General features: G+C 60.0%; 12 protein-coding genes. 3 read left to right on the top strand and 9 right to left on the bottom strand.

What is annotated here, in order from left to right; translation table 11 throughout:
• Positions 1 to 95: 95 nt before the first annotated feature.
• Together J1G35_RS23905 and J1G35_RS23900 are read left to right on the top strand one after the other, a co-directional pair.
• Complete coding sequence (locus tag J1G35_RS23905) at positions 96 to 986, top strand: ATP-binding protein (protein ID WP_053130643.1); 891 nt, start codon at positions 96 to 98, stop codon at positions 984 to 986.
• Positions 983 to 1,465, top strand: coding sequence for a GAF domain-containing protein (locus J1G35_RS23900; RefSeq protein ID WP_223016176.1), 483 nt, complete (start codon positions 983 to 985; stop codon positions 1,463 to 1,465). Before J1G35_RS23905 ends, J1G35_RS23900 begins: the two co-directional genes overlap by 4 nt.
• On the opposite strand, the gene J1G35_RS23895 is transcribed toward J1G35_RS23900, so the two are convergent.
• The 8 genes from J1G35_RS23895 to J1G35_RS23860 all read right to left on the bottom strand — a co-directional run bounded on the left by J1G35_RS23895 (position 1,466) and on the right by J1G35_RS23860 (position 10,271).
• Positions 1,466 to 5,125, bottom strand: coding sequence for a transporter substrate-binding domain-containing protein (locus J1G35_RS23895; RefSeq protein WP_053130639.1), 3,660 nt, complete (start codon positions 5,123 to 5,125; stop codon positions 1,466 to 1,468).
• Between the two features lie 8 nt (positions 5,126 to 5,133).
• Positions 5,134 to 5,754, bottom strand: coding sequence for a response regulator transcription factor (locus tag J1G35_RS23890; protein ID WP_053130637.1), 621 nt, complete (start codon positions 5,752 to 5,754; stop codon positions 5,134 to 5,136).
• A gap of 256 nt (positions 5,755 to 6,010) precedes the next feature.
• The gene (locus J1G35_RS23885; protein WP_053130634.1) at positions 6,011 to 6,406 is read right to left on the bottom strand and encodes a response regulator; all 396 of its coding nucleotides are present in this window, start codon (positions 6,404 to 6,406) and stop codon (positions 6,011 to 6,013) included.
• A 171-nt stretch (positions 6,407 to 6,577) separates the two neighbouring features.
• Positions 6,578 to 7,909 carry a deoxyguanosinetriphosphate triphosphohydrolase gene (locus tag J1G35_RS23880; protein ID WP_223016175.1) on the bottom strand — a complete coding sequence of 444 codons (1,332 nt, stop codon included), beginning with the start codon at positions 7,907 to 7,909 and terminating at the stop codon, positions 6,578 to 6,580.
• Between the two features lie 71 nt (positions 7,910 to 7,980).
• Positions 7,981 to 9,144 (bottom strand): EAL domain-containing protein, encoded by a 1,164-nt coding sequence (locus J1G35_RS23875; RefSeq protein ID WP_053130630.1) that lies wholly within the window; start codon positions 9,142 to 9,144, stop codon positions 7,981 to 7,983.
• Between the two features lie 91 nt (positions 9,145 to 9,235).
• Positions 9,236 to 9,574 (bottom strand): hypothetical protein, encoded by a 339-nt coding sequence (locus J1G35_RS23870; protein WP_053130627.1) that lies wholly within the window; start codon positions 9,572 to 9,574, stop codon positions 9,236 to 9,238.
• Positions 9,571 to 9,954, bottom strand: a complete 384-nt coding sequence (locus J1G35_RS23865) for a phage holin family protein (protein WP_012723020.1) — start codon at positions 9,952 to 9,954, stop codon at positions 9,571 to 9,573. Before J1G35_RS23865 ends, J1G35_RS23870 begins: the two co-directional genes overlap by 4 nt.
• Positions 9,955 to 9,956: 2 nt before the next feature.
• Positions 9,957 to 10,271, bottom strand: a complete 315-nt coding sequence (locus J1G35_RS23860) for a YqjD family protein (protein WP_012723021.1) — start codon at positions 10,269 to 10,271, stop codon at positions 9,957 to 9,959.
• Between the two features lie 346 nt (positions 10,272 to 10,617).
• On the opposite strand from J1G35_RS23860, the gene J1G35_RS23855 reads away from it, so the two are divergent.
• On the top strand, positions 10,618 to 11,826 hold the full coding sequence (locus tag J1G35_RS23855) for an ammonium transporter (RefSeq protein ID WP_223016174.1): 1,209 nt from the start codon (positions 10,618 to 10,620) through the stop codon (positions 11,824 to 11,826).
• Here J1G35_RS23855 and J1G35_RS23850 read toward each other — a convergent pair.
• Positions 11,813 to 13,549 carry a monovalent cation:proton antiporter-2 (CPA2) family protein gene (locus J1G35_RS23850; RefSeq protein WP_223016173.1) on the bottom strand — a complete coding sequence of 579 codons (1,737 nt, stop codon included), beginning with the start codon at positions 13,547 to 13,549 and terminating at the stop codon, positions 11,813 to 11,815. The genes J1G35_RS23855 and J1G35_RS23850 overlap by 14 nt on opposite strands.
• Positions 13,550 to 13,864 lie beyond the last annotated feature (315 nt).

Below are 13,864 nucleotides of genomic sequence, written 5' to 3'. Positions count from 1 at the left end.
TGCCCGGTATGAATCGTTTTTCACGCAGCCCCAAGCGGTCTGTCGCAGGGTTGCCAATACGCCATCTTTTGCAAGAACTTGCCAGAGGAATAATCGTGGATTCTCGATTGAGTGCCTTTCTAGAACGAGCCGATGCAGTGCTTGCTCGCCTGGAGCCGCTATTGCCCGCGCCACGCCAAGCCATCGACTGGAACCAGTGCCTGGCCGCCCGTTGGCAGCGTGAGGGCCGCAGTGGCTTCCTGTTGCCGCTGGACGTGAGCCTGGACATGCGCCTGTCCGACCTGATCGGCGTGGATAAGCAACGTGAAACACTGGCGCGCAACACCCAGCAGTTTCTCGATGGGCTGCCTGCCAACCATGCGTTGCTGTGGGGGTCGCGGGGTACAGGTAAATCGTCCATGGTGCGCGCTTTGCTCGCCCAGCACGCCCAGGCCGGTTTGCGCCTGATCGAAATCGAGCGTGACCACTTGGCCGATCTGCCGCGTGTGGTTGAGCAACTGCTCAAGTTGCCGCAACGTTTCATTCTGTTCTGCGACGACCTGTCGTTCGAAGCGGGCGAAGGCGACTACCGTGTGCTCAAGAGCGTGCTGGACGGCTCCCTGGAACAGGCCCCTGAAAACGTGCTGCTGTATGCCACGTCCAACCGCCGCCACCTGGTACCGGAAAACCAGAGCGACAACGATAACTGGAAACGGGTGGATGGCGAGTTGCACCCCAGCGAGGCGGTGGAAGACAAGATTGCCCTGTCTGACCGTTTTGGCTTGTGGCTGTCGTTCTATCCCTTCACCCAGGAGCATTTCCTCGACGTGGTCGAGCACTGGATCGGTGAGCTGGCGAACAAGGCGGGTTTGCAGTGGCATCGCGATGAAGCCCTCGACATTCTCGCCGTGCGTTGGGCCACCGGGCGCGGCAACCGTAACGGCCGTTGCGCGTATCAATTCGCCCGTTACTGGGTGGGTCTCAAATTGCTGGAGCGTCAACCATGATCGATTTAAAGCAAGCCGGCACCGGCCTCGGTGGTTATGCCATGCTGTGCGCCCAGTTGGAGTCACTGCTGGCCGATGAACGTGATTTCATCGCCAACAGTGCCCAGTTCTCGGCTTTCCTGTTCAGCCAACTTGAGGATCTGAACTGGGCCGGTTTTTACCTCAGCCGCAATGAAGAACTCGTGCTGGGTCCGTTCCAGGGGCAGATCGCTTGTGTGCGCATTCCGTTTGGCCGTGGCGTGTGCGGTACGGCGGCGGCCTCGCGGCAAACCCAGCGAGTAGAAGATGTGCATGCGTTCCCCGGGCATATCGCTTGTGACAGCGCATCCAACAGCGAACTGGTGGTGCCACTGGTCAAGGACGGTAAATTGCTGGGTGTCCTTGACCTCGACAGCCCGTTGCCAGCCCGCTTTACCCCTCAGGATCAGGCGGGTATCGAACAACTTGCAGCGATTTTCCTGCGCTTGACCGACTGTTGATCAAACAGGGGCGCGTCCCGCCCCTTGCTGGCTATCCAGCGCGTGAAGCCGCACTTGCAGAATCCTCTCCAGCTCCAGCATCAGCTTTTCCAGGGACTTCACACTCGCTTCGATCCGAGGCCGATCATCGCCTCTGGCACAGGCCTGTTCGAGGGCTTCGCACTGCGAGGCCAGCGCACTGGCCTGAACGATGCGAGCAGCACCCTTGATCTTGTGAGCCTGTTCGATGATGTCCTCGGTGCCGGCCTGAGCCGTTATCAGCGCGACCAACTCCTGGCGATCCTGGCGACTGCTGCGCAGCAGTTCCTGGAGCAGTAGACGGCTCATATGTGTGTCGCCACCGGTAAGGGCCTCGAAATTGCCGATGTCCATGACCAGGCCTTTGGGGTGGGGACTGATCTTTGCCAGTTGCCGCTCCAGCGCCGTGAGGTTGATGGGTTTGAACAGGCAGTCATCCATGCCTGCCTGTGCACAGCGTTGCTTCTCTTCGGGTTGGGCATTGGCAGTAAAACCCAATACCACACAAGGCGTCAGTTGTTCGCGCTGCTCGTATTCGCGGATCGAACGGCTCAACTCGTAGCCATTCATGATCGGCATGTTGCAATCGGCGATTACCAGGTCGAAGTGCTCCTGGCGCCAGGCCTGGAAACCGGCGGCGCCGTTCTGGGCTGCGGTGAACAGGTGGCCCAGGTAACCCAACTGCTGACACATCAACAGGCGATTCGCCGGATGATCGTCCACGACCAGCACATTGAGCACTGGCACGTCCGCAGTTGCGGCGGGCTTGAGTTCGTCCACCACCTGCACCGCCTGCAGGCGATTCATCTTCAGGTTCACATGCACCTGGGTGCCCACCATGGGCACGCTGCTCAGGCTCAGTTGCCCGCCCATCATTGCGCACAGGCTGCGGCAGATCACCAGTCCAAGGCCGGCACCGCTCCTGGCCAACTGTCCTGAGTTGTCCGCCTGGGCAAAGGGTTCGAACAGACGCATCTGGTCCTCCCGGCTGATACCGATGCCGGTGTCCTCCACCACCAGTTTCATCTCGACCTGCTGCGCCAGTTCGGTGGCTGAGACGTCAACCTTGATTTTTACCTCGCCACGTTCGGTGAATTTGATGGCATTGCTGACGAGGTTGGACAGCACTTGCTTGAAGCGCAACGGGTCGATCAGGACTTCGGTGTGTTCGAGATCGGAGGTGAACTCCAGCAGCAGGCTCAGGGTCTTCTGGCGTGCCAGGCCGTCGAAGACACGTACCACCGACTCGATCACCTCCCTCAGGTTGACGCGTTCCGGTGCCAGGCTGAGGCGGCCGGATTCAATACGCGCAATGTCCAGGATGTCGCCGATCAGCTCCAGCAGGTCCTTGGCCGAGTTGTAGGCGACTTCGATGGCCGGGCGATCGAGGTGGCCCTGGTCCGCACGCTTCAGGGTCAACTCCAGCATGCCGATCACCGCGTTCATTGGCGTGCGGATTTCGTGGCTCATGGTGGCGAGGAACGTACTCTTGGCCCGATTGGCTTCGTCGGCCCGCTCCTTGGCGGTGCGCAGTTCGTCGAACAGCTGGCGTCGCTCACTGATGTCGATCCAGCCACCGATGATGCCCTGAACTTCGCCGACGGAGTCGCGGTACGGCAGGATCCAGTGGTAGATCGTGAGTTTTTTTCCGCGAATATGCAGGGTGCGGTCCAGGATCAGCGGCTTGCCTTCGGCCACCACCCGCTGATAGTCGGCATGGTATTGCGCCGCTTCTGCTGCAAGGGCAGTGCTTATCTGGACCGCGCTTCTGCCTATCACGTCCTCACGCTTGACGTCGAACACCTGCAGGTAACTGTCATTGCAGGTCTGCAGCAGCCCCTTGTTATCACGGACGTAGATCGGATGCGGGGTTTCATTGACCAGGGCGCGCATGAACTCGAACTGGTCATTGAGGGCGCGCTCGGCCATTTTTCGGTGTTTGATCTGGCGGCGCATGTAGGCGTTCCAGCTCAGGGAAATCAACAGCAGCAGCCCCGTGCCGATGATGATGCGCGCAATCAACTGGTGGTAGTCACGCCAGTAGCTGTCGGATGCGGCGCTATAGCCGCGCCAGCGACTGTTGATCACCCCCAGTTCATCGGGGTCGATGCTGAGTAAGGCCTTGTCGAGAATCGAGCTGAGTTCGGTGGCGCTGCGGGATGTCGCCAGCCCGAAGGTGGCCGGCATCGTGCCAATGCTGGAGCTGATTTGAATCTTGTCCTGGAACATTTGCGAAGACAGGAAGTAATTGGCGACCACCAGGGTATTCACCGCGCCTTCCACATTGCCTTGTATCAGCAATTCGGCGGACTTGAACGTGTCACCGGTTTCTACCAGTTGGATCTTCGGAAAGTGTTCACGCAGGAATTTCTTCAGTGGGCTGCCTTGGGTGACCGCCAGGCGCTTGCCTTCCATTTCCTCCAGGCTTGCTGGGGCCTGGCCGTCCTTGCGTGTCAACATCACATAGGAGTTTTCCAGGTATGGCCGACTGAAGTTCAGTTGGGCTTCCCGCTCCACGCTGGGGATGATTGCTCCGATGAGATCCGCCTTGCCGGCCTCCACCTGCTCGATCATCGTGTTTACATCACGCCCGCGCTGGATCTCGAAGCGCAGCCCGGTGCGCAGGCGAATCAGTTCCAGCAGGTCGGCTGTAATGCCGCGAAAATTGCCATCGGCGTCGAAGAACGTCAGCGGCGCGAAAGTGGGGTTCACGATCACATTGACCACCGGGTTTTCTCGCAGCCAGCGTTCTTCGCGAAAGGACAGTTGCAGCTTTTGGTCGGTCAGCAGGATATCGCTGCCGGCACTCCAGCGTTTGGCGATCGCTTCCCGTTCGGTGGTGGGGACGGCCATCAGTACGGCGTCGACGATGCTCAACAGCATTCGCTGGTCCTGGGGCATTGCAAAGCTGAATCCATAGGCTTCATGTTTGCCGAAGTTCGCCATGCGAATGTTTTTCAGATAACCCTTGTTGATCATGTAGTGGGTGGAAATGGTATCGCCGAGAAAAACGTCAGCCTGGTCAAATGCCACTGCATTCAAGGCGTTTTGATAAGAGGGGTAGGCACGGATGATTGCCTTGGGGTACAGCTTTTCCACCTCGTGCAGTGGCAGATAGTGATAGACCAGTGCCAGCCGCATGCCGGCCAGCCCATCATTCAGGCTGCGGGTTTCGCCTTCGCGAGTCACCAGTACCGGCCGATCCACGGCGTACGGTTTCGACAGGGTCAGGTTGGGAATTGCCGCTTCAAAGCTGTTGGAGGAACCCAGTAAGTCGATATCCCCCGCTTCAAGGGCACGAATGGCGGCCTCTCGTGAGGGGTAGCGCAACACCTTTACCGGCAAGGCCAGCGCCATTGCCAGCAAGCCGGCGTAATCGGCGGTGAGTCCTTCATAGTCGCGTCCGCTGGAGGTGAGGTCAAAGGGCGGGTAGTCAGGGAACGCCGTACCCAGCACCAGTTCGCGTTTGTTCTGGAGCCATTGGCGTTGGGTCTTGCTCAGGTGGGGTTCCAACTGTACGGAACTTGCGCGACTCAATAGGCTGAAATGTTCCGCGTTCGCTGAAGGGGCTGCAGGCACAGCGGTGCTGAAGCACAAACCGGCACTCAATATAATCAAATAGTCCTTTATACGCCTGGGCATCCGATTTCTCACACTAGCGCGTTTCGTTTTGCCATCTCGATAAGTTCTACCAAGGACTTGGCTTGAAGTTTTTGCATCAGCCTCTTTTTATAGGTGCTTACTGTTTTGTTGCTCAGGAACATGCCTTTCGCTATTTCCTTGTTGGTACGGCCTTGTGCAAAAAGTTGCAGTACCATCAACTCCCGATCGTTAACGGCCTTGAACAGTTCAAGTTCCTTGCCGCTCTCGTCGTTGGTGTTCAAGGCCTGGCTGGGGAAATAGTTGTACCCGGACAGCACGGCGCGGATGGCGCTCATCAACTCACTCAGGTCACCTTCCTTGCACACGTAGCCATCGGCCCCGGAGCGCATGCAGCGAGTGGCAAACAGGGTGGGGGATTGAGCGGTCAGAACCAGGGTTTTCATCGAGGCGTTCATGGCGTTGAATCGACACAGCACTTCCAGTCCGTCGAGTTTTGGAATGCTGATGTCCAGGATGATCAGGTCCGGCATGCATTCGCGGACCATTTGTATGGCATCGCAGCCGTTATCCGTTTCGCCGACTACTTTGAAGTTTTCTTCGTGCTCCAACAACATTCGTATGGCAAGTCTTATAACGGGATGGTCATCAATAATAAAAACTGTGTTCATGATCATATTCCATGCAAGTGCAAATAAAGCGGGCACATTAGCTCAGAAGTCGAGGGGTAAGCATGAACCTGAGTGGCAACAGGTATAAAACAGGAAACTTCCTACGTTAAAAAAGGTAATGACCTACCCATCCATCAGGCGCTGTAAGTCGAGAGGTTAGGGTTTCGCAGGGAAACGGTCTGGATCGGCATGGCAGGGGACTTGCGGTGCTTATGCGCGATTTTTTCGACGGGTGAATTTGTTTAAAGTCCTACATTCATAACGTGAGTAATGTATCGGTCAAATGGGCAAGCTCATCTTTATTCAACGGCTTCAGCAAGTAACCGAGCAATGGCAGGCCACGGTTGAGGGCTTGGGTTTGCAACACGGACAGTTCTGTCTCGGGAAGTCCGCTAAGCAAGATGGCGGCCTTGATAAAGCATTGGCGACTGGCAATTTCAATCAATTCAAGTCCAGGCAGGTCGGGTAGGCACTGGTCACACAGGATGATGTCGAAAGGCGCTTCGGCCTGGGTCATCACTCGGATTGCCTGCTCGGCGTTTTCGGCCGGGGTCAGTTGTTCGAAGCCGAAACTTCTGAGCAGGCATTGCGTCGCGAGCAGTTGAAAGGGATGGTCCTCCACCAACAGGATTCGAAGGGGGTAACTGGGCATAGAAGGCACACGGTGAGTTAAGCATCGATGGGGGGCACGTAGGAACTGTTCGCCAGACTTGCCCGGAGCGTGCGCGATTATTCTTTGGGTGTTTGTGCGAATTCGATCAGGCCGCTCTGTTCCCGTCGTAGGCAGATTCTGTTCAGTGAACAGGCGGCGTGACCCGGCTGGTTATTGAGGGCTGGAGCGCCCGGTCATCTCCCGTGCCATTTCAGTGGCATAGCTGTCCGTCATGCCGGCGATGAAGTCGATCATCCGCAGGAACGACTTGTGCAACGGCCACGCCGGGTCCGGCGCGTTGTTACCCAGCAGGTCGAGAATGCGCCGGTTCTTGAACGATGGCGTGCGCCCGCCATGCTGCTCCAGTGCCGCGCCGCAAAAGGCGTTCAACAGGATTTCCAGGGTGGTGTAGGCGCCGATCTCGTGCAGGGTCTTGCGCTTGTCCTGGAAGATTTTCTTGCGCGCCATGTCCTTGGCATCCAGCACGCAACGTTTGGCGGGACCGTGCATATGCTCCACCAGGTCGCCGGGCAGGGTGCCGGCCAACAAGGCATCCTGTTGCTCGACGAAGGAGCGCGCCGCGGCGTTGGTCAAATGCTCGATGGCCTTGCCGCGCAGGATCGCCAGCTTGCGTCGGCGTGAATCCTGGGAGCCCAGTTGCCGATAGGTCTGCGGCAGGTCATCGCCCACCAGGTCGAGCAGCAATGACTCGACTTCGGCGTACTCCAGCAGGTCCATTTCCAGGCCGTCTTCCAGGTCGATCAAGGCGTAGCAGATGTCGTCCGCCGCCTCCATCAGGTAGACCAGGGGGTGGCGAGCCCAGCGTTGTTCTTCGAGTTGCGGCAGGCCGAGTTTGTGGGCGATCTGTTCGAGGATCGGCAACTCGCTCTGGTAGCAGCCGAATTTGTGTTTCTTGTAGCCCAGGGAGTCGGCGTGGCGGGCGGTCCAGGGGTACTTGAGGTACGTGCCCAAGGTCGCGTAGGTCAGCCGCGTACCGCCGTCGAACTGATGATATTCAAGTTGGGTCAGTACCCGGAAGCCTTGGGCGTTGCCTTCGAAATTAAGGAAATCGCCACGCTCGGCGGCGCTCATGTCGTCCAGCCAGCCGCGTCCGGCCGCCTGCTGGAACCAGTGGCGGATAGCATCTTCGCCGGAGTGCCCGAATGGCGGGTTACCGATGTCATGGGCCAGGCAGGCCGATTGCACCACCATGCCCAGGTCGCTCGGGTCGCACCAGTCGGGCAGGGCGCTGCGCAAGGTTTCGCCCACGCGCATGCCGAGGGAGCGGCCTACACAGCTGACTTCCAGGGAATGGGTCAGGCGTGTGTGGATATGGTCGTTGCTGGACACCGGGTGCACTTGGGTCTTGCGCCCCAGCCGACGAAACGCGCCCGAGAAGATAATGCGGTCATGGTCTTTGTGAAACGGGCTGCGGCCGAGTTCTTCCGGGCTGTGCAGGGGTTTTCCAAGGCGTTCGCGGGTAAGCAGGGTGGGCCAATCCAAGGCGGGTACTCTCCGTACGGTGAATGACCCTCCCAGCTTCCCGGTTAAGCCCCGACGGGGCAAGCGAAAATCTAGAGTCCGGCCGCGTCGATATCGATTAACAGCAAGCGCTGACCGTTATCGAAGAATTGTCCGGCGGTGAGGCAATACTGGTTGGTCGTGGCGTCGCGATAGGTCGAGGACAAGGTCAGCCGTCGCTCCTCCCAACCTTCGGCCAGCAGATGATAGAAATACGGGCGCCAGGACCAGTTGTGGCCCAGGTAGCGGCTGTCGGCTTGCCAGGCGTCCTGATGCCACTCGAAGTTGGGTGTCAACTGGGTGCCATGCCGGTCGCACTGGTAAAAGCGCAGCAGCCAGGGGAAGTCAGGTAGTTGCGGCAACTGGCTCAGCGGCGCCTGGCCCAGGGCCCAGGCCTGCAGGATTTTCATCAGTTCAACCAATTGCTGGCGCAATTGCATGATGCGCCCGCGTTCCGCCAATTTCTGCTGCACGTACGTCGCACGCAGTTGGGCAAAGCGCGGCACGAAGGCGTCGGTGGCGAACCAGTCCAACTGCGCCTGGGCAAACAGGTAGCCCTGCACATAGCGCGAACCGCATTCCAGGGCGAAGCTCAACTGCGCCTCGGTTTCCACGCCCTCGGCAATGATCCAGCAGCCGGTCTTCTCCGCCATCTGCGCCAATGCGCGCACCACCTCACTGCTCGGCCCACCCTTGGCGGCTTCCTGGAACAGGCGCATGTCCAGCTTGAGAATATCCGGCTGCAACGCCAGCACGCGGTCGAGCTGGGAATAGCCAGCGCCAAAGTCATCGATGGCGATGCGTGCGCCGGCCTCGCGATAGCGCACGACCACCTCGGCCAGGCGCTGGATGTTACCGCCCAGTTCGGTGATCTCGAACACGATGCGCCGGGGATCGACGCCATGGCTGTGGATCTGTTTGAGGCTCGGCAGCGCCTGGCCCGGGCGCAGGCGGTTGATCCAGCGCGGTGAGATGTTCAGGCTGAGGAACCAGTCTTCGGGGGCTTCATGCAAACGGCTCAAGGCATCGTCGCGGATCTGCCGGTCGAGGCGGCGTAAGGTCGCGCCTGGCGTGCGCGGGTCGGCGAACAGCGGCCCCACGGACTGCAAACGACCGTCAGCCTGGCGTAGACGCCCCAAGGCTTCGACGCCGGCAATGCGGCCGGTGGCGGTGTCGATAAACGGCTGGAAGCAGGCGAGCGGTTGCCCGTCGATCACGGAGCCTCCTTAAGAGAGGTGGCGAAAAAAGACCCGGACCTCGAAAACGAGGACCGGGCCGATTCTGTTAGCAAGAATGCAGCCAGCAGGCTCAACCTTTGCGTGAATTGCCTTGCATGGCCAGTTTGATCAGCGGGATTAATCCGGCACCGAGCCGAACCAGGCGCGTCACACTGCTGATACCGCCGCCCTTGGCGCCCTTACCGGTGAAGAAACCGATCAGCGTTACAGCGGCCACGCCCCACAGCGGCGCGTGCTTGATGCCCAGGCCGCCCTGGAAGCTCTGGCCCATGTTGCGCACCTTGTTCAGTGGCACCATCAATTGCTGGGACTCGTGGCGAATCTCCTGGCGGTGCATCTCCATGCGCAAGCGGATCAACGCCTTGCGCATTTCCCGGCGGGAGGTTTGCTGGATTTCATTCGAGCTCATGGCAACAGGCGCTCCCGATCGTTGGCCAGCTCTTCGAGAGTGGCGTGGAACGGCGTGGACTCATCGAACACTGCCGCTTTCAAGCGCACCCCGCAAAAGGCGGCGGCCAGGGAATAGAACACACAGAGGCAAATGATGCCGGTCAGGCGGTAGCCCGTGTCCCACACCAAGATCATCACCAATGTCGACAATCCCACCAGCAACAACAGAGCAAACACCAGCGCGAGGCCGGCAAACAGCAGCAGGCTGACGGTGCGGGCCTTCTGTTCCTGCAACTCGATGCCAAACAGTTCGACGTGGCTGTGCAGCAAGCCAAGAACGGCCGCGCCCAGGCGTCGTGAGGTAGTACCAGTGGACGAGCCAGTTTCGCCGATAGACATGATTAGCGCCTTGTGGCCAGCAGGCCGATCAGAAAGCCCACGCCGGCGGCAATGCCTACCGACTGCCAAGGGTTGGCCTGCACGTAATCTTCGGTCGCGGTGACCGCCGCCTGGCCGCGTTCGCGCAGGGAGTCTTCGGTTTGCTTGAGGGTTTCACGGGCCTGCAACAGCGTGTCATGAATCTTGGCGCGCAGCTCATCGGCCTGGTCGCCCGCAAGCACCTTGGTGTCGTCCAGCAACCTTTCGGTGTCAGTCACCAGGGTTTGAAAATCCGCCATCAATATTTCTTGAGCAGTCTTTGCAGTTCTTCTGGCCATGGTTATCTCCGTGATTGGCTGATCGGTACGTGTGGTTTCGAGTCACCGGCATCGGTGAAGGTTCAGTGCAATTGTCTGGTACAGCTTTTGCTTTGCCTTGGTGCGCACGCCCCGGGGCTTGCGCTGAATCCGGGCGGTCGGGGCTCAGGTCTCGAAAAACCTTACCCTAAATAACTGAAACTCGCGGAAAAACCCTGTCGGCAACGGCCTGTTGTGTTGAACGCTGCGCTAAAGCGGTTCACGCCCTCTGAAGAGGGGCGGTACCGGTGGTGCCAATTTAGTGCGCGCAACCCTGGCTTGAACCGCTTTGGTGCTTTTTGCCTTTAACGCAGGCCTGCCAACCTCCATGGAAAATTTGCAAAGTGCGGTGGACACCTTGGTCCACAGCTCCAACACCCTGTTTATCCTGATCGGTGCGGTCATGGTCCTGGCCATGCACGCCGGCTTCGCATTTCTGGAAGTCGGCACCGTGCGCCAGAAAAACCAGGTCAATGCGCTGTCGAAGATCCTCAGTGACTTCGCCATCTCGACCCTGGCCTATTTCTTTATAGGCTATTGGATCTCCTACGGTGTGAGCTTCCTGCAACCGGCGGCCGTGATCAGCGCCGATCATGGTTATGGCCTGGTGAAGTTCTTCTTCTTGCTGACGTTTGCGGCAGCGATCCCGGCGATCATCTCCGGCGGTATTGCGGAGCGTGCAAAGTTCGCTCCGCAGTTGTGCGCCACCGCGTTGATCGTGGCGTTTATCTACCCGTTTTTCGAAGGCATGGTGTGGAACGGCAATTTCGGTTTGCAGGCCTGGCTGCTCGCGACGTTTGGCGCCAGCTTCCATGACTTTGCCGGCTCCGTGGTCGTGCATGCCTTGGGCGGTTGGCTGGCGCTGGCGGCGGTGCTGTTGCTGGGGCCGCGTAATGGACGCTACCGCGAAGGGCGCCTGGTGGCATTCGCGCCATCGAGTATTCCGTTCCTGGCCCTGGGCTCGTGGATTTTGATCGTCGGCTGGTTCGGCTTCAACGTGATGAGCGCGCAAACCCTGAACGGCGTCAGCGGCCTGGTGGCGGTCAACTCGCTGATGGCCATGGTCGGTGGCACCGTTGCCGCCCTGGTGATCGGCCGCAATGACCCCGGCTTCCTGCATAACGGTCCGTTGGCCGGTCTGGTGGCGATCTGCGCCGGTTCTGACCTGATGCATCCGGTGGGCGCGCTGGTCACGGGCGTGGTCGCGGGCGGGCTGTTTGTGTGGTGCTTTATCGCTGCCCAGGACCGCTGGAAGATCGACGACGTGCTGGGCGTATGGCCGCTGCATGGCCTGTGCGGTGTATGGGGCGGGATTGCGTGCGGCATCTTCGGCCAGACCGCGTTGGGTGGCTTGGGCGGCGTAAGCCTGATCAGCCAATTGATCGGTACGGGGCTTGGCGTGGCGGTCGCGTTCGGCGGCGGTCTGCTGGTGTACGGGGTGATCAAGCGCGTGTACGGGCTGCGCCTGAGCCAGGAAGAGGAGTATTACGGCGCGGACCTGTCGATCCACAAGATCGGCGCGGTCAGTCAGGATTGATCGGCGCCTCTTGGTCGGTGCTCGGGTGCGTGTAAAAACCGTGCAGCAGGCGATAGCGGTTATGCCGTACTTCATCGACCCGCGCCTGCACCTGTTGGTCCGGCAGGCCCAGCAGGATCAGGGCGTGGGAGGCGAGCATCAGGCTCGACTCCAGCAATTCGGGCACCACTTCGCTGGCGCCCGCGGCTTTCAATTCGGCTAACTGGCTGTCATCGCGGGTGCGCACCAGGATCGGCACGTCGGGGTTGATGTGGCGCGCTTCCTTCAGCACCGCCAGGGCGACATCGCTGTTGTCCACGGCAATTACCACCAGGCGCGCGCGTTCCAGGCCCACTGCACTGAGCAACGCGCCACGTCGACAATCGCCGTAATGCACGCTGCTGTCTTCGGTGGCGGCTTCCTGTACCCGCTCCGGGTCGTCATCCAGGGCGATAAACGCCTGTTGCTCATTGCGCAGAAAGCGCCCGATGGATTGCCCGACCCGGCCATAGCCGCAGATGACGGCATGCCCGCGTAATTGGGCGTTGAGGGCGGTAATTTCTTCAAGTTGCACCTGTTGGTTGGGCTTACGATGCAGGCGCAGGGCAATCGCTGGCGCGGCGCGCAACAGCAGTGGCGTCAACAGCATCGAACAGAACGTGGCAGCCAGCAGCAAACCGTTGAATTCATCGGGGATCAGCCGGCTCTGCTGCATCTGCGCCATCAGCGCAAAGCAGAACTCACCGCCCTGGGCCAGGGCCAGGCCGCTGCGCCAGGCGGTTTCACTGTCGCTGCCGCGCAGCTTGACCAACGCGGCCACCACACACCCCTTGATCAGCATCAGCGCGAGGGTCATGCCGAGGATCAACAGGCTGTGGCTGACGAACAACTGCAGGTCGATAAGCATGCCGATGCTGACGAAAAACAGCCCCAGGAGGATGTCGCGAAACGGGCGGATATCCGCTTCGATCTGATGGCGATAATGGCTTTCTCCCAACAGCATGCCGGCCAGGAACGCACCGAGGGCCGGGGAGAGGCCCAGCAAGTGGGTGAGCCAGGCCGTCAGCAAGACGATCACCAGCGCCAGCAGCACAAACAGCTCTGCCGAATGCGAGGCGGCGACCTCATGAAACAAGCGCGGCAATAACCAGCGGCTGGCGAGCAACAGGCCCACGAACAACACCACGGTTTTGCCCAGCGTCAGCGGCAATGCCCAGTACCAGGCCTGCTCGCTGCTGCCGGCGAACACCGGTACCAACGTCAGCAGCAACACCGCCACCACATCCTGAAACAGCAACACGCCAATCGCGTTCTGGCCATGGCTGCTGAAGATCTCGCCGAGGCTGGTCAGCTCCTTGCTGACGATCGCTGTGGACGACAGCGCCAGCCCGGCGCCGAGCAACAAGGCGATGCCCGGCGCCACCCCAAAGGCCATCAACAGGCCCCCCAGCAGCGCGCTGCAAGCCAGCACCTGCAAACTGCCCAGGCCAAACACCACGCGGCGCAGGGCGAGCATCTTGGTCAGGGAAAACTCCAGGCCCAGGGAAAACAGCAGGAACACCACGCCCAGTTCGGCGAGGTCGGGCAGCTCTTCGCTGTCATTCACCCAGTCGAGGGCCGTCGGCCCCACGGCAAGGCCCACGCACAGGTAGCCCAACACGGGTGGCAGTTGCAGCCGGCGAAACAGCGCAATCACCACCAGGGATGAGGCCAGAATGATCAGCAGGTTGGCGAACACAAGCATCTCCGTTGCAGCGTGAGCGGGCAAAAAGCCGCGAGAATCGCTGAATCAGTTATAGGCCATGGTGATCTGAGTCAGGGTTTATTGTGGCCGGCAGGTTTCCGGAGAGCGAACGCTGTACCTGTGGCGAGCGGGCTTGCCCCGCGTTGGGGCGCGAAGCGGCCCCGGTAGTGCCACCGCGCTCCTTCAGACAGAAATACGGTGCTTGTTTTGGGGCCGCTTCGCAGCCCAACGCGGGGCAAGCCCGCTCGCCACAACAAGCCCACTCGCCACAGGTTTTTGTCAGGCTTAGAATGCTCGTCTATTTACTGATCAGGT

Origin of the sequence: Pseudomonas sp. SH10-3B (genome assembly GCF_019891415.1) — a bacterium.
In the GTDB taxonomy this organism is placed as follows: Bacteria; Pseudomonadota; Gammaproteobacteria; order Pseudomonadales; family Pseudomonadaceae; genus Aquipseudomonas.
The sequence above is the reverse complement of the archived record's forward strand: the minus strand, read 5'-3'. Positions and strand labels throughout refer to the sequence as shown.

Coding starts and splice junctions, on each gene's coding strand:
- J1G35_RS23900 (WP_223016176.1), top strand. CDS start 983: ATGATCGATTTAAAGCAAGCCGGCACCGGCCTCGGTGGTTATGCCATG.
- J1G35_RS23895 (WP_053130639.1), bottom strand. CDS start 5,125: ATGCCCAGGCGTATAAAGGACTATTTGATTATATTGAGTGCCGGTTTG.
- J1G35_RS23890 (WP_053130637.1), bottom strand. CDS start 5,754: ATGAACACAGTTTTTATTATTGATGACCATCCCGTTATAAGACTTGCC.
- J1G35_RS23885 (WP_053130634.1), bottom strand. CDS start 6,406: ATGCCCAGTTACCCCCTTCGAATCCTGTTGGTGGAGGACCATCCCTTT.
- J1G35_RS23870 (WP_053130627.1), bottom strand. CDS start 9,574: ATGAGCTCGAATGAAATCCAGCAAACCTCCCGCCGGGAAATGCGCAAG.
- J1G35_RS23865 (WP_012723020.1), bottom strand. CDS start 9,954: ATGTCTATCGGCGAAACTGGCTCGTCCACTGGTACTACCTCACGACGC.
- J1G35_RS23860 (WP_012723021.1), bottom strand. CDS start 10,271: ATGGCCAGAAGAACTGCAAAGACTGCTCAAGAAATATTGATGGCGGAT.
- J1G35_RS23855 (WP_223016174.1), top strand. CDS start 10,618: ATGGAAAATTTGCAAAGTGCGGTGGACACCTTGGTCCACAGCTCCAAC.
- J1G35_RS23850 (WP_223016173.1), bottom strand. CDS start 13,549: ATGCTTGTGTTCGCCAACCTGCTGATCATTCTGGCCTCATCCCTGGTG.